This is a genomic window from Clavibacter michiganensis, from assembly GCF_021216655.1.
Classification (GTDB): Bacteria; Actinomycetota; Actinomycetes; order Actinomycetales; family Microbacteriaceae; genus Clavibacter; species Clavibacter michiganensis.
Genome location: NZ_CP080437.1, coordinates 2,092,268 through 2,114,834, shown reverse-complemented (window position 1 = coordinate 2,114,834; position 22,567 = coordinate 2,092,268). Strand labels below are relative to the sequence as shown.

The window sequence follows — 22,567 nt, the reverse complement described above, 5'->3', positions numbered from 1 at the left end:
CGTGACGATCGAGACCCACCGCGACGCCCCGCTCGCCGAGCTCACGACGCTGCGCGTCGGCGGCCCCGCGGAGGAGCTCGTCACCGTGAGCGAGCGCGACGAGCTCGTCGACACCCTCCTCGGCCTGTGGGCCGTGGGCGAGGACTGGATGGTCCTCGGCGGCGGATCCAACTCCCTCATCTCGGACGAGGGCGTCGAGGGCACCGTCATCCGCATCGCGACCCGCGGCGTCGAGGTCGGCGAGGAGCGGGCCGACGGCACCGTCCTCGTCCGGGTGCAGGCCGGCGAGCCGTGGGACGCGCTCGTCGCGCGCACGGTGGCCGACGGCCTCGCCGGGCTCGAGGCGCTCTCGGGGATCCCCGGATCCACCGGTGCCTCGCCCGTGCAGAACATCGGGGCGTACGGACAGGAGGTCGCCGACGTGCTGGAGGCGATCGACTTCCTCGACTACGAGACCGGCGAGGTCGAGCGGCTGGGCGCCGCCGACCTCGGCCTCGGCTACCGCACCTCCGCGCTCAAGCGCGGCCGCGTGGGCGTCGTGCTCTCGGTCGACTTCGCGCTCACCCGCGGCGATGGGCCCGACGAGCTCGGCCTGCCCGTCGCGTACCCGCAGCTCGCCGGCGCGCTCGGCGTCGAGCTCGGCGACCGCGTCCCCGTCGCCCGCGTGCGCCAGACGGTGCTCGCCCTCCGTGCCTCCAAGGGCATGGTGCTCGACGACGCGGACCACGACACCTGGAGCGCGGGCTCGTTCTTCACGAACCCCATCGTCAGCGCCGCGTTCGCGCGGACGCTCCCGGCCGACGCCCCGCGCTGGCCGCAGGAGGATCCGCCCCAGGACCTCGTCGTGCCGCTCGGCGACGCGTGGGAGGTCGCCGACGCGATCGAGCGCGAGGCCGCCGCGCGACGCCGCCGCGAGCCCGCGGGCGTGAAGCTCAGCGCCGCCTGGCTCATCGAGCGCTCGGGCGTCAGTCGCGGGTTCCGGCTGCCGGGATCCGGCGCGGCCGTCTCCTCGAAGCACACGCTCGCGCTCACCAACCGCGGCACCGCGACCGCAGAGGACGTCGCCGCCCTCGCGCGCTACGTGCAGGGCCGCGTGATGAGCGAGCACGGCGTGATCCTGCAGCCCGAGCCCGTGCTGGTCGGCCTCGCGCTCTAGGGGCGGGCCGACCCGCGGGGGCCGGACGGCGGATCAGGCCAGCAGGTCGCGGATCCGGCGCACGCCCTCGAGCAGCGCATCGTCGCCGAGCGCGTAGCTGAACCGCAGGAAGCCGCTCGGGCCGAACGCCTCGCCGGGGACCGCGGCGACCTCCGCCTTCTCGAGCAGCACGTCGGCGACCTCGAGCGAGGTGGTCGGCGTGACGCCGTCGATGTCGCGGCCGAAGAGGCCCGTCACGTCGGGGTACACGTAGAACGCGCCCTGCGGGGTGGGCGTGACGAATCCGGGGATGGCGTCGAGCTCGGCGACGATCGTGCGGCGGCGGCGGTCGAAGGCCTCGCGCATCTTCTCGACGGTGTCGCGCGGTCCGCGGAGCGCCGCGATGGCCGCGCGCTGCGAGACGTTCGAGACGTTCGAGGAGAGGTGCGACTGCAGGTTGCCGGCTGCCTTGATGGCGTCGGCCGGGCCGACCATCCACCCCACGCGCCATCCGGTCATCGCGTACGTCTTGGCGACGCCGTTGACGAGGATCGTGCGGTCGGCGAGCGCCGGCACCACGTCGACGATGCTCGCAGCCTCGGCCCCGTCGTAGACGAGGTCCTGGTAGATCTCGTCGCTGATGACCCAGAGGCCCTTCGACTCCGCCCACTCGCCGATCTCCCGGGTCTGCTCCCGCGAGTAGACGGCGCCGGTCGGGTTCGACGGCGAGACGAACAGCAGCACCTTGGTGCGCGGCGTCCACGCGGCCTCGAGCTGCTCGACCGTCACGAGGTAGCCCTGGTCGGCGCCCGCGAAGACGTCCACGGGCACGCCTCCCGCGAGCCGGATCGCCTCGGGGTAGGTGGTCCAGTACGGCGTGGGCACGAGGACCTCGTCGCCCGGGTCGAGCAGGGTCTGGAAGGCCTGGTAGACGGCCTGCTTGCCGCCGTTGGTGACGATGATCCGGTCGATGCCCACGTCGAGGCCCGAGGAGACGCGGGTCTTCTCGGCGATCGCCTCGCGGAGGTCGGGCAGGCCGGCCGCCGCGGTGTAGCGGTGGTTGCGGGGATCCCGCGCGGCCTCGACCGCGGCCTCGACCACGTAGTCGGGCGTCGGGAAGTCGGGCTCGCCCGCCGCGAAGCTGATGACGGGGCGTCCGGCGGCCTGCAGGGCCTTGGCCTTGCCGTCGACCTTGAGGGTCGCGGACTCGGCGATGGATCCGATGCGGGTGGAGACGCGGCTGAGGGGGACGGTGCTCTGCGGTTCGGCCATGCATGTGAGCATAGGCATCCGCGCCCGGCGCCACGCGGGTGCCGGCGACCGCCATGCCGCCGCCCGACCGTGCGCCCGCGGATGCTGGTACACTCGTCCGGGTCGGTATCTCCGCCATGCTCTTCCGCGCCTTCTTCCGTCCGTGCTCGCACGGACGTGGCGCATGAAGGCAGGCGGGTGTCGACGCAGAGGGTGGTGGCTCAATTGGTAGAGCAGCGGTCTCCAAAACCGCAGGTTGCAGGTTCGAGTCCTGTCCGCCCTGCTAGATGGAACGGGTCCCCGGGCACGTGACATCGCGGCTCGCCCGAACTCCGGGCGGAGCCGAGCAATGCAGGAAGGGACCCACGCGTGGCGCGGAAGATCGTCGACGAGCCGAGCGAGGAGATCGTCGCGCAGGCTCGCGAGCAGCGGGACGCACGACGCAACCCCTTCGCCCGGCTGGTGCTCTTCATCAAGCAGGTCGTGCAGGAGCTCAAGAAGGTGGTCACCCCCACCCGCAAGGAGCTGCTGACGTTCACGGGAGTGGTGCTGGCCTTCGTCATCGTCATGATGGTGATCGTCTCGCTCCTCGACCAGCTGTTCGGGTACCTCGCCATCGTGGTGTTCGGCAACGGCGCCTAGCACCAGGGCCTCCACGCGGAGGCGGCACGGGCCGTAGACGCGCGCGGCGTGCGGACCACGGGTCCACGCGCGCGGAGCACGGCAGCGGCGCGGGCACCCGCGGGTCCCGCATCCGCGCGGCCCGGCGCCCGGGACCAGCACGGCACAGAACGGCAACGCACGACGAAGAACGAGGGAAGTAGATCCATTGGCTGAGAGCAAGCGCGACGACGTCGACCTCGCCCCCGCGGCGGAGCAGTCCTCCGAGGTGGACGAGGTCCAGGAGGGCCACGCCATCGAGTCCTCCGAGGAGAGCTCGGACGCGGCGGAGCACACCGCACTGCACGTCGAGTCCGACTCGGTCGAGACCGACCTGACGGCGGCGCTCGACGCGATGGAGTCCGTCGAGGACCCCGAGGCCGACGCCATCGTCGAGGACGCCCTCGACATCGACTCGCCCGACGAGGCCGAGGCCGCCGTCGAGGCGACCGACGACGAGGCGGAGGAGGAGGCGGCCGAGGAGGCCCTCGAGCCCGCCGACGTCTCGCCCGCCACGGCGGACGACATCGCGGAGGCCGAGGCCGACCTGGTCCCCGACGAGGACGACGCCGAGGTCGACCCCTACGAGGACTTCCGCAAGGAGCTCCGCTCCAAGCCGGGCAAGTGGTACGTCATCCACTCCTACGCGGGCTTCGAGCGTCGCGTGAAGAGCAACATCGAGAACCGCATGGTGTCGCTCAACATGGAGGACGACATCTACCAGATCGAGGTCCCGATGGAGGACGTCGTCGAGATCAAGAACGGCCAGCGCAAGATGGTCAACCGCGTGCGCATCCCCGGCTACGTGCTGGTGCGCATGGCCCTCAACGAGGACAGCTGGTCGGTCGTCCGCCACACCCCCGGCGTCACGGGCTTCGTGGGCAACGCCCACAACCCCACGCCCCTCCGCTTCGAGGAGGCCTTCTCCATGCTGAAGAGCCTCGTCGAGATCAAGGAGGTGGCGCAGGTCAAGGGCCAGCCCACCAGGGGCGGCCAGGCGCAGCGCGTCGTCGCCGCCGAGGTCGACTTCGAGATCGGCGAGACCATCACGATCAAGGAGGGCTCGTTCGCGGGCCTCCCCGGCTCCATCAGCGAGATCAAGCCCGAGAGCGGCAAGCTCACGGTGCTCGTCTCCCTGTTCGAGCGCGAGACCCCGGTCGAGCTCAGCTTCGACCAGGTCACCAAGCTCTAGGCGGTCGGGCCGCGCGGCCCGCTCGATCTAGCAATCAAGAAGAAGGAAGAGAAATGGCACCGAAGAAGAAGGTCACGGGTCTGATCAAGCTGCAGATCAAGGCCGGCGCCGCCAACCCCGCACCGCCCATCGGGCCGGCGCTGGGACAGCACGGCGTCAACATCATGGAGTTCTGCAAGGCGTACAACGCCCAGACCGAGGCTCAGCGCGGGAACGTCATCCCCGTCGAGATCACCGTCTACGAGGACCGGACGTTCACGTTCATCCTCAAGACGCCCCCGGCCGCGGAGCTCATCAAGAAGGCCGCCGGAGTCGCCAAGGGCTCGGGCACGCCGCACACGGTCAAGGTCGCGAAGCTCACGATGGACCAGGTCCGCGAGATCGCCGAGCAGAAGCAGGCCGACCTCAACGCCAACGACATCGACGCCGCGGCGAAGATCATCGCCGGCACCGCCCGCTCCATGGGCATCACGGTCGAGGCCTAGCCTCCACCACCCGCGGCTCCCGACCGGGATCCGCTCCAGCATCACGCGGGAGAGCCGGCCAGGCTCACATCAACCGCACTCTCGAAACAGGAGACACGAATGGCGAAGTCAAAGGCCTACCGGGCCGCAGCCGAGAAGATCGATCCCGCCAAGGCGTACACCGCCTCGGAGGCCGTCGAGCTCGCGCGCGAGACCGGTTCCAGCAAGTTCGACAGCACCGTCGAGGTCGCGCTCAAGCTCGGCGTCGACCCCCGCAAGGCAGACCAGATGGTCCGCGGCACCGTCATCCTTCCTCACGGTACCGGCAAGACCGCCCGCGTCATCGTCTTCGCGACGGGCCCCGCGGCCGAGGCGGCCATCGCCGCCGGCGCCGACGAGGTCGGCGGCGACGAGCTCATCGAGAAGGTGGCGGGCGGCTACACGTCGTTCGACTCCGCCGTCTCGACGCCAGAGCTCATGGGCAAGGTCGGTCGTCTCGGCAAGGTGCTCGGCCCGCGTGGCCTCATGCCCAACCCGAAGACCGGCACGGTCACCCCGGACGTCGCGCGCGCGGTGTCCGACATCAAGGGCGGCAAGATCGAGTTCCGCGTCGACAAGCACGCGAACGTCCACTTCGTGGTGGGCAAGGCGAGCTTCTCGCCCGAGCAGCTCTCGGAGAACGTCGGCGCAGCGCTCGAGGAGATCGTCCGCCTCAAGCCGTCCTCCTCGAAGGGCCGCTACGTGCAGAAGGCCACGGTCTCCACGACCTTCGGCCCCGGCATCCCGGTGGACGTCAACTCCATCTAGCACCGCCGCGCGAGAAGCGCACGCACGACCAGCAGCACAGGAAGGGCTCGCCTCGGCGGGCCCTTCCGTCGTTCCCGGGCCGCGCGGCTGCCTAGGCTCGCAAGGTGAGCACCCCGGATCCCGCCGCCCCCGCCGCCCCTTCCTTCCGCGTCGCGACGCCCGACGACGCGGAGGAGGTGGCCGCCCTCGCCGCCCGCACCTTCGCGCTCGCGTGCCCGCCGACCACGACGGCCGCCGCGATCGAGGAGCACATCCGCACCGTGCTGTCGCCCGCGCGCTTCCGGGAGCACCTCGCGGATCCCGCGCACCGGGTCGTGCTCGCGGAGGTCGGTGGACGGCCGGTCGGCTACACGATGGTCGTCCAGGCGCCGCCCGCGGACGCCGACGTGGCGGGAGCGCTGCGGCTGCGGCCGGAGATCGAGCTGAGCAAGGTGTACGTCGAGGCGGGGTCGCACGGGGTCGGCGTCGCGCGGCCTCTCATGGCGGAGACGCTGCGCGTCGCGCGCGAGCTCGCGGGGGAGCGCGGCCTCGGCGCGGATGCCGGCATCTGGCTCGGCGTCAACGAGCACAACGCGCGCGCCATCCGGTTCTACGAGCGCAGCGGCTTCCACATCGTGGGCACGCGGTCGTTCCGGCTGTCGGACGCGGTGGAGACGGATCACGTGATGGAGCGGGCGCTGGCGGCGGCCGCGGGAGAGTAGGCCGGCGCGGCCGCGGTGCCCTCTGTCAGGCCGACGCCGCCAGGGCCGCCATGCGCGCGGCAGCGACCCGGGCCGTGCCGCTGTCCGCCGGCGTGACCGGGGCGATCGAGCCGCGCTCGACCATGGGCATCCCCACGAGGCGCTCGCCCGGCTCGGCGTCGCGCAGGACGAGACGAACGGCCTCTCGTCCCATCTCCTCGTGAGGGAGGGCGATGGTCGTGAGGCCGGGCCGCAGGTAGGACGCCAGCTCGTCGTTGTCGAAGCCGACGAGCGAGACGTCGATGCCGACGCGGATCCCGCGCTCCTGGCACGCCTGGTACGCCCCGAACGCCAGGCGGTCGTTCAGGCAGAGGATCGCGCGGGTCCCGGGCGCCGCGTCCAGGATCGCGCCCGCGGCCTCGTAGCCGGCGTCCGGCTCCCAGTCCCCGCACGACCGCTCGGCCGCGAAGCGCAGGCCGAGCTCGGCCATCTCCGCGCGGATCCCGTGCAGGCGACGCGCCACCGTCTCCGAGCGGAAGAAGCTCCGCTCGGTCGCGATGTCGCTGCCGAGGAGCGCGATCCCATCGGAGTGGCCGGCGGCGGCGAGGAGGTCGACCGCGCGGCGTCCGCCCTCCTCCTCGTCCGGCAGCACGGAGCTGCCGTGGTGGGGGCTGGTGGCGTTGAGCATCACGACGTGCGTCGAGGCGGGCACGTCGGGGACGACGAGCTCCCGTGCGCGCATCGTGGCGAAGACGATGCCGTCGACCTGGCGGTCGAGCACCGCGGACACGGCCTCGGCCTCGCGCGACTCTTCGCCACCGGTCTCGAGCACGAGCACGACGTGCCCGGCGCGCTCCGCCTCGACGAGCGCGCCGCGGATGAGGCCGCTCGCGAAGCGGGTGGTGGCGACGACGTCGGAGATGAAGCCGATGGTGAGCGATCGGTCGGTGCGGAGGGCCCGGGCGCCCATGTTGGGGCGGTAGCCGAGCTCGGCGGCGGCGGCTAGGACGCGGCGGTGGGAGTCCTCGGAGAAGCGCGTCTCTGGCGTGCCGTTGAGGATCTGCGACGCCGCCGTCGGGGAGAGGCCGGCGAGCCGGGCCACGTCCGCCAGGGTCGGTCGCTTCTGGCGCATGTGACGTCCTCCTCCTCGTGAGCGTATCCGGTGATCCGTCGACCGCGGAGATGCCGGGTTGACACCCGGCGTCCCTGCGCGCATGATCTCCTGCAACAGGTAAATGGATTTACCACCAGCCTGTCACACCGCGTGCGCCGTTGCCCGCGGCTCCCGCACGACCCGCCCCGCCCCCGCATCACCTGACGAAGGAGTCACCGCATGTCCACCATGAGAAGGGCGGGACGCGCGGCAGCGCTGACCGCCGCCGCCGCGATCTCGGCGCTCGCCCTCGCGAGCTGCGCCCCCGGCAGCGCGCCCGTCGCCTCCGCGCCCGCCGGCGATGTGAGCACCGCGATCCCGACGGACGACGTCACGATCCGGATCCAGGACGAGACCGGCTTCCCGGTCACGGACGAGCTGACGGCCGAGTTCACGAAGCAGCACCCGAACGTGAAGTTCGACATCACGCGCGACAGCTTCCAGAACCTCCTCGCGAACACGCCGCGCCTCCTCGCGAGCGACGACGCCCCGGACCTGATCCGCCTCTCGACGCTCGGCACCACGGTCAAGGACGGGCTCCTCACGAACCTCGACCCGTACTTCGACGCCTACGGCTGGGACCGCTTCCCGGCGGGCCAGCTCGCGGGTGCCCGGATGGATGACCAGGGCGTGCGCGGCGAGGGCTCGCTGTGGCAGTTCGGCATCGGCTACAGCGTCACGGGCATCTACATGAACCAGGAGCTGGCCGACCAGGTGGGCATCACCGAGATGCCGGCCACCATGGACGAGCTCGAGGCGGACCTCGCGAAGGCGAAGGACGCCGGCGTGCTCCCCATCCAGACCGGCATGCAGGACGGCGTCGGGACCTTCATCCTCCAGTCGCTCATCAACCAGCAGGGCGACAAGCAGGACCTCGTCGACTGGATGTACAACAAGCCGGGCGCGACCATCCAGACCGACGCGGCGCTCGCAGGCGCCACGAAGTTCCAGGACTGGGCGAAGGCCGGGTACCTCCCGCCGGACGTCAACGCCATCAACTACACGACGATGGTGTCGAACTTCTCGGCCGGCCAGGGGCTGTTCATGTGGGACGGCAACTGGGACGCCGCGAACGTGGAGAAGGCCCTCGGCCAGGGCGGCGCGCAGTTCGGCCTCGTGCCGCCGGTCGAGGCGGGCGGGAAGCACGTCGCGATGGGCACGGGCAACACCTTCGCCATCCCGGCCAAGTCGAAGAACGCCGACGTCGTCGCCGCGTTCCTGAACTGGATCGTGACCGACGAGAAGGCGCGCCAGATCGTCGTCGACGTGACGGGCGCGTCGCCCGGCGGCGACCCGGCCCAGGCCCTGCCGACCGCCCAGGAGGGCAGCCTCATCGCGAAGGCCCTCGAGCTGTCCGCCGAGGTCGGCGACGACGACGGCTTCGTCGACTTCATGGCGAACAGCACGGCCGGCATCTACCAGGGCTCGCTCCAGCCGAACGAGCAGCTGCTGCTCACCGACAAGATGACGCCCGCGGACTTCCTGAAGGCCACGCAGGACTTCTACGAGCAGGACCTCGCCGCACAGTGAGCACCACGGATCGCACCATCCCCGCGGGGGCGACGGCGACCGCCGCCGTCCCCGCGGGGCCGTCCACGCGCGGCGGCGGGCCCGGGCGCGCGCCCACGCGGCGCCGCCGGCTCGGCCCCGAGGCCCGTCGCACCGCGATGGTCGGCTGGATCATGCTGCTGCCGGCCGTCGCGTCCTACGCTGCGTTCGTCGTCTGGCCGCTCATCACGGCGGTGCAGTACTCGTTCTACAAGTGGAACGGGATCGGCGCCTCCACCTTCATCGGCCTCGACAACTACGTGCAGATCTTCACGGACACCCGGCTGCTGACGCCCATCGTCAACGCGCTGATCCTCGTGGTCTTCTTCATGGTGATCCCCATCACCGCGGGCCTCGCCCTCGCCACGCTCCTGCGCGGGATGAAGCAGGGCCCGTTCGCGTCGATCTCGCGCACCATCCTGTTCCTGCCGCAGATCGTCCCGCTCGTCGCGGCGGGCATCGCGTGGTCGTGGATGTACGCGCAGTCCGGCACCATCAACTCCATCCTCGACGCGGTGGGGCTCGGCTTCCTGTCCCGCTCCTGGCTCGCCGACTTCGGCACGGCGCTGCCCGCGGTCGGGCTCATCGGATCCTGGGTGCTCACGGGCCTCTGCACCGTGCTGCTGCTCACGGGCATGGGCAAGATCGACGGCTCGCTCTACGAGGCCGTGCGGCTCGACGGTGCCGGCTTCTTCCGCGAGTTCGTCACCATCACCCTGCCGGGCCTCCGGCAGGAGATCGCGGTGCTCGTGACCATCACGGTCATCGCCGCCCTGAGCACGTTCGACATCATCTACACGACCACCAAGGGCGGGCCGGGCACCACGACGCTCGTGCCCGGCATCGAGATCTTCCGGCTCGCGTTCGTGCAGAGCCAGGTGGGCCTCGCGTCCGCGTTCGGCGTGGTGCTGCTCGTGTTCGTGCTGCTGCTCGTGCTCCCCGTCCAACGACTCTCGAGGGAGCGCGACCGATGATCGTCAACCGCACCGAGCTCGTCGTGGGCCGCATCCTGCTGATCGCGGTCCTCGTGCTCACCCTGCTGCCCTTCGCCAGCATGCTCACCGCCGCGCTGCAGTCGCCCGACTCGCTGCCCAACGGCTTCTCCTGGCCGACGCCCGCCTACTGGGAGAACTTCGTGACGGCGTTCACGGTCGGGAACATCGGCACGCTGATGCTCTCGAGCCTGTTCATCGTGGTGATGGTCGTGCCCGTCAGCCTCGTCTGCGCGACGCTCGCGGGCTACTCGCTCGGGAACCTCCGGGTGCCCGGCGGGAAGTACGTGCTCGTCGCCATGATCATCGGGCTGACCATCCCGTTCGAGGCGATCATCATCCCGCTCTACTACCAGATGACGGGCTTCGGCCTCATCAACACCAGGTGGGCGGTCATCCTCCCGCTCATCGGGCTGTACATGCCGTTCAGCGTGTTCTGGATGCGCGCGCACTTCGTCGGCGTGCCGCGGGAGCTGTCGGAGGCCGCGCGCGTGGACGGCGCGAGCATCTGGCAGGAGTTCCGGAGCATCCAGCTGCCGCTCGCGCGGCCGGCGCTCTCGGCGCTCGGGATCCTCCTGTTCCTCTGGACCTGGAACCAGTTCCTGCTGCCGCTCGTGATGATCGACGACCCGAGCGAGCGCACCATGGCCGGGGCGCTCGGCGCGTTCCAGGGCCAGTACATCGATGCGCTGCCGCTGCTGTTCGCGGCGTCGCTCATCGTGATGCTGCCAACGGTGATCGTGTACGTGATCTTCCAGCGGCAGTTCATCGCGGCGCTGCTGCAGGGCGCGGTGAAGGGCTGATGGCGTTCGCGCTGCCCGGGCACTGGGTCTGGGACTCGTGGACCGCGGTCGACGGCGACACGACGCACCTCTTCTACCTGCACGCGCCGACCGCGCTCGGGGATCCGGACCTGCGACACCGGAACGCCGCCGTGGGCCACGCGACCTCGACCGACCTCGTCACGTGGACCGACCACGGCATCGTGCTCGAGCACGGGCCGGCCGGGTCACCGGACGCGTCGGCGACGTGGACGGGCAGCGTGACGCGCGACCCGTCGGGGCTCTGGCGGATGTCGTACACGGGCTCGGTGTTCCCGCGGGACGACGCGGGCGTGAACGTGGAGACCGTTCTGCAGGCGACCTCGACCGACCTGCACCGGTGGGTGAAGGCGAGCGTGTCCGCGCTGTCGGCCGACCCGCGCTGGTACGAGACGCTCGCCGACGGCACGTGGCGCGAGGAGGCGTGGCGGGATCCCTGGGTCGAGCGTGACCCCGCGGGCGACGGCTGGCGCATGCTCGTCACCGCGCGGTCGCGGGCCGCCGCGTCAGGTCCGGACGCGGATCCGCTCGACCGCGGCGTCGTGGGGCACGCCGTCTCGCGCGACCTCGTGACCTGGACCGCCGCGGCGCCGCTCAGCGCGCCCGGCGCAGGGTTCGCGCACCTCGAGGTGCTGCAGGTCGCGGAGGTCGACGGCCGGCGGGTGCTCGTGTTCTCGTGCGCGGGGTCCGACCTCGCGGGCGCGCGAGCCGGGCAGGAGGGCGGCGTCTTCGCGCTGCCGCTCGACGACGACCAGCCGTTCGGCCGCCCCGTCGACATCGGGCGCGCCCGGCTCCTGCACGGCGAGGGGCTGTATGCCGCGCGCATCGTCCGGACGCCGTCGGGTCCGGCGCTCCTCGGCTTCGAGGACGCCGGCGCGGACGGCTCGTTCGTCGGCCGCATCCCGGATCCGGTGCCCGTGCGATGGGACGCGGCCGGGCTGCTGGTCGCGGTGCCCGCCGGGTCCGCGTCGTGACCGGCGCGGGGGCGGCCGTCGGCGCCGGGACGCGCGCCGACGGCGTGGTCGGCTGGGTCGCGCCCGGCTTCGAGGGCGTGCGGCGCGCGTTCGCGGACGCCGTCGCGTCCGACGTCGGCACGGGCGCCGCGCTCTCCGTCCGGCAGCGCGGCGACGTGGTGGTGGACCTCGCGGGCGGCGTCGCCGACGACGTGACCGGCCGCGCGTGGGGGCTCGACACCCCGAGCGTGCTGTTCTCCGCGACCAAGGGGGTCATGTCGATCCTGGTCGCGCGCCTCGTCCAGGACGGGCGGCTGCGCTACGACCAGCCGGTCGCCGAGCTGTGGCCGGGGTACGCGCGCGCCGGCAAGGCGGGGACCCGGGTCGCGGACGCGCTTGCGCACCGTGCCGGGATCGCGGCGCCGCACCGGGACTGGACGCTGTCCGACCTCGTCGACTGGGATCGCGCGACCGCGCTCGTCGCGGCGGAGGAGCCGCGCGGGGAGCCCGGCACGGCGTGGGCCTACCACGCCATCACGCACGGTTGGCTGACGGGCGAGATCGTGCGGAGGGCCACCGGGCTCATGCCGGGCGCGTGGTTCCAGGCGCTCGCGACCGGGCCGCTGGGGGTGGACGCCTGGATCGGGATCCCGCCCGAGGTCGGCGAGCGCGTCGCGCGCATGCGCGTGGGCACGACGCTGCGGGAGCTCACCTCCCGGCAGCGCGCGGATGTCGCGGCGGGCGGCCCCGACCTGCCGCTGCGCGCGCTCACGCTCGGCGGCGCGCTGCCGCTGGAGCTCGTGGGCGACGACGCGGGCTTCTCCCGCGCGGACGTGCAGGTGGCGGAGATCCCCGGCGCCGGCGGCATCGGCACGGCCCACGCGCTCGCCGCCGTCTGGTCGGCCGTGGTCGTGGAGACCGCGGGCGTGCGCCTGCTCGACGACGACACGATCCGCCTCGCGACCCGTCCCGTCTCCGGCGGCGACGAGCCGCCCGCGTTCGACGTGCCGGGCCCGTGGCCACGGTGGGGCATGGGCTTCCAGCTCGACTCGGCCGCGCGCCGCTACCTCGGATCCGGCAGCCTCGGCCACGACGGCGCTGGCGGCCAGGTCGCCTTCGCCGACGTCGAGCACCGGGTCGGCTTCGCGTTCCTCACCAACCGGATGGAGGCCGACGACGACCGCGGGACCCGGATCGTCGACGCGCTGCGGGAGGCGCTGCCGCGCTGAGCGGGCGCGGCGGGCGCGACCGGCGAGGGTCAGCCCCGCGCCACGTCGAGCACGTCCTTGCCTGTCGGCGAGGGTCGGCCCCGCGCCACGTCGAGGGCGATCTTGCCTGTCGGCGGGGGTCGGCCCCGCGCCACGTCGAGGGCGACCTTGCCTGTCGGCGAGGGTCGGCCCCGCGCCACGTCGAGGGCGATCTTGCCTGTCGGCGGGGGTCAGCCCCGCGCCACGTTGAGGACGACCTTGCCGCGAGCGTGCCCGCTCTCCATGTGGCGGTGCGCCTCGGCGGCGTCCTCCAGGTCGAAGACCTCGTCGACGTAGACCTTGATGTCGCCGGACTCCAGCAGGCGCGAGATCACCGCGAGCTTCTGCCCGTCGGGCGCGACCTCGTAGTGGGTGGCGCGCACGCCGACCGCGGCCGCGTCCTGCACGAGCGTCGGCCAGCCACGGACGGGCGCGCTGACCAGGAGGCCGCCACGACGGAGGACCTGCAGCGAGCGGGTGCCGGTGTCGTCGGTGCAGTTGCCGACCAGGTCGATCACCACGTCCACGTCGGCGAGCACGTCCTCGAAGCGCACCTGCGAGCGGTCGATGACCTCGTCGGCGCCGAGCTCCGCCAGCCAGTCGACGTTGCGGGGCGAGCCCGTCGCGACCACGCGCGCGCCGAAGTGGCGCGCGAACTGGACCGCGAAGTGGCCGACGCCGCCCGCGCCCGCATGGATCAGGACGACCTGACCCTCGTGCGCCCTGCCGATGTCGACGACCATGCCCCACGCGGTGAGGGCGCTCACGGGCGTCGCCGCGGCCTCCACGTGCGAGAGGCGCGCGGGCTTCCGGGCGAGGCTCACGCTCGGGACGGCGATGTACGGGGCATAGCTGCCGGGCATCCGCGGCACCATCGCGAGGCCGAACACCTCGTCGCCCGGATGCAGCGCGTGGTCCTCGTAGGGCGATTCGACGACGACGCCGCTGAAGTCGCGGCCGAGCACCGCGGGCAGGACGCCGAGCGTCGGGCCGCCGGGCTCGCCCGCGCGGAGACGCAGGTCGATGGGGTTCACGCCCGCGGCGACGACCTTCACGAGCACCTCGGAGTCGAGGCGGTGCGGCACCGGCACGTCCGCGACGTGCAGCACGTCGGGCCCTCCGGTCTCCGTGACGACGACCGCGCGCATGGTCTCCCCGTGGGGCGCCAGGGCGACGGCGGCCGCCGCCCGATCCCGCTCGGCCGCGGCGGCGACGCCGGCTCTCGACTGGACGACCTGGCTCATCGTGCGACCCCTCCTCGGAACGCGGCGGCAAGGTGGATCCCACCGGCCCCCGCTCGTCCAGTGAAGCCGCCGAGTGAGTCGGGCGTGTTTCCGCGGTGTTCCCCGGGCGAGAAGAATGCGGAGGGCACTCGCCGACGGCGACGGCGACGGCGCGCGCACCGGGCCGGGCCGGGCTCGCAGGCAGCGCCGCTCAGGCCAGGCCGCGGGCTCCGGCCGGCGCGTTCGCCATGCGCACGATGAGCGCGATGAGGTCGTTCGCGCGCGCCACGAGCGCGGCTATCTCCGCCTCGTCGCGGTCGATCCACTTCCACTTCGGGATGTCGTGCACGGGCACGAAGTCCACGTGCTGCTCCCAGACGATGAGCGAGCGCTCGGCGCCGAGCACGTACTGCTGCCACCAGATCTGGCGCAGGTAGTTGCGCGGGATGCTGCGCCACGGCTTCGCGGTCGTCTTGATCTCCGCGAGCTCGAGCCGGCCGTCTGCCCGGAGGCCCACGCCGTCGGGGGTCGCCAGGTGGCGGCGCTGGCCCTCCGCGTGGAACAGGTGCGCGCTCGGGACGATGCCGTGCTCCGCCTCGACCCAGCGGGCGATCTCGGGCTCGCGCTCCCGGCCGTGGTCGGTGTAGCGGTTGCCGCCGAAGCCGGATCCGTAGAGCTTCTCGAGCGCGACGGCCTGCAGCGACGCGTCGGTCGCGAGGCGTGCGACGTCGGTCGCGGTGATGCCGAAGCTGCGGGCGCGGAGCCAGGCGACGCGATCCGACGAGTGGGCGACGATGCGCGTCAGGTGCGGTGGGGGAGGAGGCGGCGCGGGTGCTGCGGGGGCGAGGTCGTCCTCCCAGGGGAAGGCCAGCATCTCGTCCGTCACGGGCTCCAGGGTACGCGTCGGATCCGACCCGGGCCGCCTCGACGCGGGCGGATCGTGCCGCCTCGCGGATGGGTTGTCAACAGGTGATGCGCATATGACCAGGGCACGGAAGATCGTGCTAGAAAGGCGTCGTCCCACCCACCCAGAGGAAGGAACGGCAATGTCACTGCTCATGGAACCGACGCGCACCACCGCACCCGAGGTCGCGCCCGCGGCCGGAGGCGAGGCGGCGTCCGACGCGCTGCTGGCGGAGGCCTTCGGCTTCACCATCACGCACCGCGGCGCGGAGGAGGAGCTCGTGATGGGCGACGTCACCCTGTGCTGCAGCACGACGTGCTCGTCGAGCGGCAGCGGCCACCAGCAGCCTCGCTGATCGCCCGCGCATGGATTCGTCGACCACGTACTCGGTGAGTCCCCGCTACGCCGTCGGGGAGGTGGAGGACACCCTCCACCTCCTCGGCGGTCGTGAGCTGGTCTCCCTGAAGCTGCCCTCGGGCGACGCCGTCTCCGCGGTGTCGCGCCTCCTCTCCCGTCCCTTCACCCGTGCGGACCTCGACCGGGCCTTCGCCGCGCACGCCCCCGCCGTGGCGGACCTGGTCGACGAGCTCGTGCTGCGCGACGTCGTGGTCGGGTCGCCGACCGGCTCCGCGGGATCCGTCCCGGACGAGCTCGCGCACGTCCTCGACGAGGCGCGGCGCAACGGCGGCGACCGCACCGGGCTCGGTCCCGTGCGCGACGCCGCGTCGCCCGCGCGGATCGCGCTCGTGGGCGACATGATCCCGTCGCTGCTCACGGGCCTCGCGGAGGCCCTCCCCTCGGCCGAGCTCGGCGACGAGCACGACGCCGACCTGGTCATCGCGGTCGGCTCGCGACCGGTCCTCCGCGAGGTCGGCGCGCGCATGCACGCCGCGGGGCGCCCGTGGCTCCCCGTGCACCCGTTCGACGGCCGCTTCCAGCTCGTCGGGCCGGTGGTCGTGCCCGGCGAGGGGCCGTGCCTGGAGTGCGTCGCGCTGCGCTGGGCGTCGACCACGCCGTTCGCCGCGGATCACGCCGCGGCGGCCGACGCGGTCGCCGTCGTGCCGCGCGACCCGAGCCTGGACGCCATCACGGCCGGGTTCGCCGCGCGCTTCGCCGCCCGGTGGATCCACGCGCACGACTGGCTCGTGGCCAGCACCGTGCTCGTCATCGAGCCCAAGGTCATGGAGGCGGAGGCGCACGCCGTGTTCCGCGTGGCCAGGTGCGGCACGTGCGGCCCCCGCCCCTACGCCGGCGTGGCCTCGCCGTGGCGGGCATGAGCCGCGGCGGGGCGGGCGTCGTCAGCCCGTACACGGGGCTCGTGGAGCACGCGCATCCCATGGCCTTCACGCCCGACGCCATCCCCGACGCCCTCTACTCGGGCCGCTCCGCGGACACCGGGTTCCTCACCGGCACGGAGTCCGAGCGCTTCAGCATGGGGCCGGGCGGATCCCGGATGGAGGCGCGCCGCTCCTGCATCGGCGAGGCGGTGGAGCGCATGTCGCTCGCGGGAGCGCCCGGCGGGTTCCGCGCGCCCCTCGGCGCCGACGCCCGCCAGGTGGGGCCGGACGCCTTCCAGCGCTTCCACCCGACGCAGCGCGAGGATCCGGCCTTCCACTACGAGCGCGCCCAGGCGGGCGACCTCCTCACCTGGATGCCGGCGCGGTCGCTGCACCGGGGCGACGCGGTGCACGTGCCCGCGCAGATGGTGGTGTTCGACGACCCGCACCGCGCGGACGGGCACCGGGAGCCGCACGTGGAGCCGGCCACCTCGTCCGGCGTCGCGGCCGGGCCGCACTTCGGGTTCGCCGCGGGCCGCGCCGTGCTGGAGCTCATCGAGCGCGACGCGTTCCAGCGCTCGTGGCTCCGCGGATCCACGCCCCCGGCCTTCGACTGGCGCGGCAGCTCCCGGCTCACCGACGCGACGCTCCGGGAGCTCGAGCGCCTGGAGGAGCTGTGCGGCCGGTTCGGCGCGTCGTTCACGGTGCGCGTGCTGGACGCGGCAGCCGACGTGCCCGTGCTGCTCGCGGTCATGCGCAGCGATCGCATCGGCGTCGCGGTGGGCTGCGCGGCCGACTTCCGGCTCGACCGGGCGATCCTCAACGCGGTCCGCGAGGCGCTGCACACGCACAACTGGTGCCTGCGGCTTCTCGCGGAGCCGACCATCGACCCCGAGGACGTGGTCGAGTTCGAGGACCACATCCGGCTGCACTGCCGCCCGTCCGCGCGCCCGCTCACGGCCGCGCTCGACGGCTCGGACGAACGGGTCGCGGCCATCGGGGGCCCGGACAGCTGGGCGGAGGTCGTCGCCGGGCTCGACCGCGAGGGCATCGAGGTGCTGCTCGCGGACATCACGGCGCCCGAGGTGCGCGCGGCCGGCTTCCACGTGGTGCGCGCGCTGAGCCCCGACCTCGTGGCGCTCGACGTGGTGCACGCCGCGCGGTTCCTCGGGCACCCGCGCCTCTACCGGCGGTGGCGCGACGGGCCCGCGATCGACGGGCCGGCCGACCTCGTCCACGTCCCGCACCCGTTCCCGTGACGGGCGGCACCGCCCGTCCCCGCCGCCGTCCCACCGCCCGTCGCACCAGGAGGATCCCATGAGCACCATCGAGACCGACGCCACCCCCGAGCGCGCGGAGGCCGCGACGGGTCCGTCCGCGAGGGCGGATCCCGCCACCCTCGCGTCCGGGCGCTCCCTCGGGAGCGTGGGGCCGATCTTCAGCGTCGGGGGCGCCGTCGACCGGCATGCGGGCGACCCCGCGGAGGACTTCCACGAGGCGTCGAAGATCACGCGGATCACCCACCCCGGCTGGACCGACGTGCGGTACGCGCACCAGATGGCGCAGGAGGCGCAGGGCGTCACGGACGCCGGTCCGGGCGGGGCCACCTCCGCGCCGCGGCTGCTCCCGGCCCTGCCCCTCCCGCGCGCGCTCCCGCTCCGGCACGAGCTGGGCGCGACGCTGGCCGCGCGCCGGTCGGCCGAGCCGCGCACGCTCGGGCGGCCGGTCGAGCTGGCCGAGCTCGCCACCGTGCTGCGCCTCGCCTACGGGCCGCGCGGCGACGGCACGCCCGGGCGATTCGTGCCCTCGGGCGGCGGGCTGTACCCGCTCGACCTGCACGTGGTCGCGCGGTCGGTCGTGGGGCTCGAGCCGGGGATCCACCAGCTCGACCCGCTCGAGGAGACGCTCGTCGACGTGTCCGGGCTCGACCGCGACGGGCGGCTCGCGCGGTTCCGCCGCGCGGCGCCGTCGCTCATGGCGCCGATCCCGGAGACGGCGGCGGTCACCGTCGTCATCACGGGCAGCTTCGAGCGCTCGCGCTGCAAGTACGGGCTCCGGGGCTACCGGCTCACCCTGCTGGAGGCCGGGCACGTGGGGCAGAACGCGCTCCTGGTCGCGACCGCGCTGGGGCTGCCGGTGCTGGGCTGGGTGGGCTTCGTCGACCACGAGCTCGACGCGGTGCTCGGGCTCGACGGGGTGACGCAGTCGTCCCTGTACGCGATCTCGTTCGGCGGCGCGGAGCCGGGCGCGCGGCGCTTCGCCGAGGAGGAGGCATCCCATGACTGACGCGATCGAGCTCGAGGGGATCACCCGCGCCTTCGGCCGGACGCGCGCGCTCGACGCCGCGTCCTTCTCCCTCGCGCCGGGGCTCGTGCACGCGCTGCTCGGGCCGAACGGATCCGGCAAGACCACCGCCATCGACGTGCTCACCGCCACCCGGCGCCCGGATGCGGGCCGGGCGCGCGTGCTCGGCCACGACGTGCGCCGCGGCGGTCCCACGGCGGCGCTCGTCGCGGTCATGCCGCAGGCGCTCGCCTTCCCCGAGTACCTCACGGTGCGCGAGGTGCTGGCGCTCGCCCTCGTGCCGCATGCGGCCGCGCTCACCCCAGCCGCCGCGATCGACCGCTTCGACCTCGACCGCCTCGCGTCGCGCCAGACCGGCGGCCTCAGCGGCGGAGAGCGGCGGCGCGTCGCGCTCGCGTGCGTGGTCGGCGCGGGGACGCCCGTCGTGGTGCTCGACGAGCCCTCCGCGGCGCTCGACATCCCGGGCCGGGCCGCCGTGCGCGACGCCATCGCCGCGGTCCGCGACTCCGGGCGCACCGTGCTCCTCGCCTCGCACGACATGGAGGAGGTCGCGGCGCTCGCCGACACGGTCGTCTGCCTCGACCATGGGCGCGTCGTCGGCCACTGGACCGCCGCCGACTTCCGCGGTCTGGCCGGCGTCCGTCGGGTCGGCTTCGACGCGACCGTCGCCGAGGCGCGTCGCCTGCGGTCGTCCGGCGCGGTGCCCGAGGCGGGGGAGGAACCGCGCGGCCTCGAGCGGATCCGGTGGGTCATCGACACCGACCGCTCCGACGTCGTCGCCGGGCTGGTGCTCGCCGCCGTGCCGCAGCCCCGCCTCACGGTCGTCGAGCCCGGGCTCGGCGAGATCGTGGAGCGCGTGCTGGCGGGCGGCGCGGACGCGATCCCCGCCGATGCGTCGCGCACCGAGGATCACGCGGGGTGCGCCCGATGACCGCCGCGCCGATGCCGGTCCGCCCCACCGCAGCCCGCCGGTTCGCCGTCTACCGCGCCCACGTCGTCAGCGAGCTCGCGCAGAACGCGCGCATGCCGGCCTTCGTGCTGCCGCTCCTCGCCTACCCCGTGCTCATCTACGCGGTCGTCGGTCTGCCGCAGGGCGGCCCGCCGAGCGCGCGGCTCAGCGTCCTGCTCGGCTACGTGCTGTTCTCGGTGCTCGGCACGGTGACGTTCCAGTTCGGCGTCGGCGTCGCATCGGCCCGGGAGTCGCCGTGGGAGCGGTGGCTGTTCACGGCGCCGGTGCCCGCGTGGATCCGGCTGGCGGCGAAGCTCACGGTCGCGTGCGTCTTCGGCGTCGTGTTCGTGATCCCGGTGGTCGCGGTCGGGATCCTCGCGGGCGGCGTCCGGGTGGACGCGGCGACGCTCGGATCCGTGGCGCTCGCCGTCCTGGCCGGCGCCGTGCCGATGGCGCTGCTCGGCCTCGCGATGGGCTACTGGTTCCCCGCCCGCGGCGCGCTCGGCCTGGCCAACCTCGTGTACCTGCCCCTGTCGTTCGCGGGCGGCCTGTTCACGGGCGGCGACACGAGCGGCACACCCTGGGAGTCGCTCACGGTGCTGCTGCCGACCGGCGCGTGGAGCACGCTGACGAGCGCGGCGGCCCGGCAGGACACGGCGGTCATGGGGATCCCGCTGATCCTCCTCGCGGCGTGGGCGGTGCTGCTCGGCGGCATCACCCTCGCGGGCTACCAGCGCACGCAGTCGGCGAACTTCCGCTGACGGCCACCCGTGAGCGGGCGCGGCCCGGTGTGTAGCGTGGATCCCGCGCCCCGTCACGGGGCCGCGCCACCGCACGCACCGCACGCCACGCACCGCACCGTCACCGTCGACGAGAGGGAACCATGCCCCAGATCACCACCCCCGTAGCGCTCTTCACCGGCCAGTGGGCCGACCTGCCGCTGGAGGAGGTCGCCCGGCTCGCGAGCGGCTGGGGCTTCGACGCCCTCGAGATCGCGTGCTCCGCCGAGCACCTCGACGTGTGGCGCGCGGCCGAGGATCCGGCGTACCTCCGCGGCCGCCTCGAGATCCTCGAGCGCCACGGCCTCCAGGTGCACGCGCTCTCACAGCACCTCACCGGCCAGGCCGTGTGCGACGACCCGATCGACTTCCGGCACCAGGCGATCCTGCGCTCCAAGGTCTGGGGCGACGGCCAGGCGGAGGGCGTGCGCCAGCGCGCGGCGGAGGAGCTGAAGCTCACCGCGAAGGCGGCCGCCGCCCTCGGGGTCACGCGCGTGACGGGCTTCACCGGATCCCGCATCTGGCCCTACGTCGCGATGTTCCCGCCCGTGCCCGAGTCGGTCATCGACGCCGGCTACCAGGACTTCGCCGACCGCTGGAACCCGATCATCGACGTGTTCGACGACGAGGGCGTGCGGTACGCGCTCGAGGTGCACCCGAGCGAGATCGCCTACGACTACTGGACCACGCGCCGCACGCTCGAGGCCATCGGGCACCGCCCCGGCTTCGGCCTCAACTGGGATCCGAGCCACATGATGTGGCAGGGCATCGACCCGGTGGGCTTCCTCCTCGACTTCGCCGACCGGATCTACCACGTGCACGCCAAGGACACGCGCGTCACGTCCGACGGTCGCGGTGGCCGGCTCGGATCCCACCTCCCGTGGGGCAACCCGCGCCGGGGCTGGGACTTCGTCTCGGTCGGCCACGGCGACGTCCCGTTCGAGCGCGCCTTCCGGGCCCTGCGCAGCATCGGCTACGACGGTCCCGTCTCCGTCGAGTGGGAGGATGCGGGGATGGACCGCCTGCACGGAGCACCCGACGCCCTCGCGCGGGTGCGCTCCCTCCTCTGGCCGACGCCCGACAGCCTCTTCGACTCTTCGTTCGCGAACAACCGGGACGACGCGCCCGCCGCGACGTCCGCCGACGGATCCACCGGCACCGCCGGATCCACCGCGTGACGCTGCGCGACGGCCAGCTGGCCCGCCTCCTCGTCATGGACGTGGAGACGGGGGCCGAGCGCATGGTCGCCGAGTCGGCCGTGCTGCACATCGAGGCCCCGAACTGGACGCCCGACGGCCGCTGGCTCGTCGTCAACGCGGAGGGCGGGCTCTGGCGGCTGTCGGCGCCCGACCCGGAGGAGCCGGATCCCGACCTGCCCGAGCCCGCGGTCGACTTCCAGGCGGTCGACCTCGGCGGCGTCCCGCCGATCAACAACGACCACGTCATGTCGCCTGACGGCGCGCACGTCTACGTCTCCGGCCGCGACGGCCACCTCTACGACGTGCTCTGGAACGACGGCGCGGGCGGCCAGGGGCGGCGGATCACGGCCGACCGGGATCCGGCGCTCGGCTTCAAGAACTACCTGCACGGCGTCTCGCCCGACGGCTCGATGCTCAGCGTCATCGGCGGCCAGCTCGACGCGCGCGGCGAGTGGACCACGAACATCCACCTCGTGCCCGTCGACGGCGGCCCTACCACGCAGCTCACCGACGACGGCTTCCCGGACGACGGCGCCGAGTTCTCGCCCGACGGCGGCTGGCTCTACTTCAACTCCGAGCGGGGATCCGACCTGCCGGGCCACGCGCAGCTGTTCACGATGCGCACCGACGGCACCGACACGCACCAGTTCACCTCCGACGAGCGCGTCAACTGGTTCCCGCACCCGTCGCCCGACGGCGAGCACATCGTCTACCTGAGCTTCCCGCCCGGCACGCTCGGGCACCCCGCCGACCACGACGTGATCCTCCGCGTCATCGACCGGCAGAGCCACCGCACGCGCGACCTCGCCGCCTTCCCCGGCGGCCAGGGCACCATCAACGTCACGAGCTGGGCGCCCGACTCGCGCCGCTTCGCCTACGTCGCCTACCCGTTCGAGGCGCCGAGCCTGACTTGACCCGGCCGGCAGGCGGCCGGGCGGCCCTGCGACTCCGCGCGCAGGCGGCCCGCGGCACGCACGATCCGCGGAGCGTAGGCGCAGGCATTTCCCCGGTGTGAGGAGATCCCGCGTG

The 22,567-nt window shown here is 73.3% G+C and carries 23 protein-coding genes and 1 tRNA gene; 20 read left to right on the top strand and 4 right to left on the bottom strand.

Annotated features, from left to right (window positions below; genetic code table 11):
* Position 1: 1 nt before the first annotated feature.
* On the top strand, positions 2–1,156 hold the full coding sequence (locus K0V08_RS09920) for a UDP-N-acetylmuramate dehydrogenase (protein WP_079534036.1): 1,155 nt from the start codon (positions 2–4) through the stop codon (positions 1,154–1,156).
* 33 nt (positions 1,157–1,189) lie between these two features.
* Here the strand turns inward: K0V08_RS09920 and K0V08_RS09915 are convergent, their stop codons facing one another.
* Complete coding sequence (locus K0V08_RS09915) at positions 1,190–2,407, bottom strand: pyridoxal phosphate-dependent aminotransferase (protein ID WP_043561137.1); 1,218 nt, start codon at positions 2,405–2,407, stop codon at positions 1,190–1,192.
* A 189-nt stretch (positions 2,408–2,596) separates the two neighbouring features.
* On the opposite strand from K0V08_RS09915, the gene K0V08_RS09910 reads away from it, so the two are divergent.
* The 6 genes from K0V08_RS09910 to K0V08_RS09885 all read left to right on the top strand — a co-directional run bounded on the left by K0V08_RS09910 (position 2,597) and on the right by K0V08_RS09885 (position 6,210).
* A tRNA-Trp gene (locus K0V08_RS09910) sits at positions 2,597–2,669 on the top strand.
* 86 nt (positions 2,670–2,755) lie between these two features.
* Positions 2,756–3,028 carry a preprotein translocase subunit SecE gene (gene secE, locus K0V08_RS09905; RefSeq protein WP_012039478.1) on the top strand — a complete coding sequence of 91 codons (273 nt, stop codon included), beginning with the start codon at positions 2,756–2,758 and terminating at the stop codon, positions 3,026–3,028.
* A gap of 187 nt (positions 3,029–3,215) precedes the next feature.
* The gene (nusG, locus tag K0V08_RS09900) at positions 3,216–4,238 is read left to right on the top strand and encodes a transcription termination/antitermination protein NusG (protein ID WP_079534040.1); all 1,023 of its coding nucleotides are present in this window, start codon (positions 3,216–3,218) and stop codon (positions 4,236–4,238) included.
* 53 nt (positions 4,239–4,291) lie between these two features.
* On the top strand, positions 4,292–4,723 hold the full coding sequence (gene rplK, locus K0V08_RS09895; protein ID WP_012039476.1) for a 50S ribosomal protein L11: 432 nt from the start codon (positions 4,292–4,294) through the stop codon (positions 4,721–4,723).
* Positions 4,724–4,822: 99 nt separating this feature from the next.
* Positions 4,823–5,509 (top strand): 50S ribosomal protein L1, encoded by a 687-nt coding sequence (gene rplA / locus K0V08_RS09890; RefSeq protein ID WP_012039475.1) that lies wholly within the window; start codon positions 4,823–4,825, stop codon positions 5,507–5,509.
* A gap of 104 nt (positions 5,510–5,613) precedes the next feature.
* Entirely contained in the window at positions 5,614–6,210 is a 597-nt protein-coding gene (locus tag K0V08_RS09885; protein WP_012039474.1) for a GNAT family N-acetyltransferase, read from the top strand.
* Positions 6,211–6,235: 25 nt separating this feature from the next.
* Here the strand turns inward: K0V08_RS09885 and K0V08_RS09880 are convergent, their stop codons facing one another.
* Complete coding sequence (locus tag K0V08_RS09880; RefSeq protein ID WP_079534042.1) at positions 6,236–7,321, bottom strand: LacI family DNA-binding transcriptional regulator; 1,086 nt, start codon at positions 7,319–7,321, stop codon at positions 6,236–6,238.
* A 201-nt stretch (positions 7,322–7,522) separates the two neighbouring features.
* Between K0V08_RS09880 and K0V08_RS09875 the strand changes: the two genes are divergently transcribed.
* Genes K0V08_RS09875 through K0V08_RS09855 form a run of 5 tightly spaced genes read left to right on the top strand, consistent with a single transcriptional unit; the run spans position 7,523 to position 12,885 of the window.
* The gene (locus K0V08_RS09875) at positions 7,523–8,872 is read left to right on the top strand and encodes an ABC transporter substrate-binding protein (RefSeq protein WP_012039472.1); all 1,350 of its coding nucleotides are present in this window, start codon (positions 7,523–7,525) and stop codon (positions 8,870–8,872) included.
* A complete protein-coding gene (locus tag K0V08_RS09870; protein ID WP_172405429.1) occupies positions 8,869–9,864 on the top strand; it encodes a carbohydrate ABC transporter permease in 996 nt (331 codons plus the stop codon). Before K0V08_RS09875 ends, K0V08_RS09870 begins: the two co-directional genes overlap by 4 nt.
* Complete coding sequence (locus tag K0V08_RS09865) at positions 9,861–10,685, top strand: carbohydrate ABC transporter permease (RefSeq protein ID WP_012039470.1); 825 nt, start codon at positions 9,861–9,863, stop codon at positions 10,683–10,685. Before K0V08_RS09870 ends, K0V08_RS09865 begins: the two co-directional genes overlap by 4 nt.
* Positions 10,685–11,677 carry a glycoside hydrolase family protein gene (locus K0V08_RS09860; protein ID WP_079534044.1) on the top strand — a complete coding sequence of 331 codons (993 nt, stop codon included), beginning with the start codon at positions 10,685–10,687 and terminating at the stop codon, positions 11,675–11,677. The genes K0V08_RS09865 and K0V08_RS09860 overlap by 1 nt, the downstream gene beginning before the upstream one ends.
* A complete protein-coding gene (locus K0V08_RS09855) occupies positions 11,674–12,885 on the top strand; it encodes a serine hydrolase domain-containing protein (protein WP_079534291.1) in 1,212 nt (403 codons plus the stop codon). The genes K0V08_RS09860 and K0V08_RS09855 overlap by 4 nt, the downstream gene beginning before the upstream one ends.
* A gap of 209 nt (positions 12,886–13,094) precedes the next feature.
* On the opposite strand, the gene K0V08_RS09850 is transcribed toward K0V08_RS09855, so the two are convergent.
* Complete coding sequence (locus tag K0V08_RS09850) at positions 13,095–14,147, bottom strand: NADP-dependent oxidoreductase (RefSeq protein WP_079534046.1); 1,053 nt, start codon at positions 14,145–14,147, stop codon at positions 13,095–13,097.
* A gap of 190 nt (positions 14,148–14,337) precedes the next feature.
* On the bottom strand, positions 14,338–15,000 hold the full coding sequence (locus tag K0V08_RS09845) for a YqaJ viral recombinase family protein (protein WP_012039466.1): 663 nt from the start codon (positions 14,998–15,000) through the stop codon (positions 14,338–14,340).
* Between the two features lie 172 nt (positions 15,001–15,172).
* On the opposite strand from K0V08_RS09845, the gene K0V08_RS09840 reads away from it, so the two are divergent.
* From K0V08_RS09840 to K0V08_RS09805, 8 genes are all read left to right on the top strand, one after another.
* A complete protein-coding gene (locus tag K0V08_RS09840) occupies positions 15,173–15,385 on the top strand; it encodes a hypothetical protein (protein WP_012039465.1) in 213 nt (70 codons plus the stop codon).
* Between the two features lie 10 nt (positions 15,386–15,395).
* Positions 15,396–16,307 carry a TOMM precursor leader peptide-binding protein gene (locus tag K0V08_RS09835; RefSeq protein ID WP_079534048.1) on the top strand — a complete coding sequence of 304 codons (912 nt, stop codon included), beginning with the start codon at positions 15,396–15,398 and terminating at the stop codon, positions 16,305–16,307.
* Positions 16,304–17,566, top strand: a complete 1,263-nt coding sequence (locus K0V08_RS09830; protein ID WP_079534293.1) for a YcaO-like family protein — start codon at positions 16,304–16,306, stop codon at positions 17,564–17,566. The genes K0V08_RS09835 and K0V08_RS09830 overlap by 4 nt, the downstream gene beginning before the upstream one ends.
* Before the next feature lie 58 nt (positions 17,567–17,624).
* Entirely contained in the window at positions 17,625–18,593 is a 969-nt protein-coding gene (locus K0V08_RS09825; protein WP_079534050.1) for a SagB/ThcOx family dehydrogenase, read from the top strand.
* Positions 18,586–19,542 (top strand): ABC transporter ATP-binding protein, encoded by a 957-nt coding sequence (locus tag K0V08_RS09820; protein ID WP_079534052.1) that lies wholly within the window; start codon positions 18,586–18,588, stop codon positions 19,540–19,542. Before K0V08_RS09825 ends, K0V08_RS09820 begins: the two co-directional genes overlap by 8 nt.
* Positions 19,539–20,321, top strand: coding sequence for an ABC transporter permease (locus tag K0V08_RS09815; RefSeq protein WP_012039460.1), 783 nt, complete (start codon positions 19,539–19,541; stop codon positions 20,319–20,321). Before K0V08_RS09820 ends, K0V08_RS09815 begins: the two co-directional genes overlap by 4 nt.
* 122 nt (positions 20,322–20,443) lie before the next feature.
* Positions 20,444–21,517: a sugar phosphate isomerase/epimerase family protein gene (locus tag K0V08_RS09810; protein WP_079534054.1), complete on the top strand. Its 1,074-nt coding sequence runs from the start codon at positions 20,444–20,446 to the stop codon at positions 21,515–21,517.
* Entirely contained in the window at positions 21,514–22,452 is a 939-nt protein-coding gene (locus K0V08_RS09805; RefSeq protein ID WP_079534056.1) for a TolB-like translocation protein, read from the top strand. The genes K0V08_RS09810 and K0V08_RS09805 overlap by 4 nt, the downstream gene beginning before the upstream one ends.
* Positions 22,453–22,567: the final 115 nt, after the last annotated feature.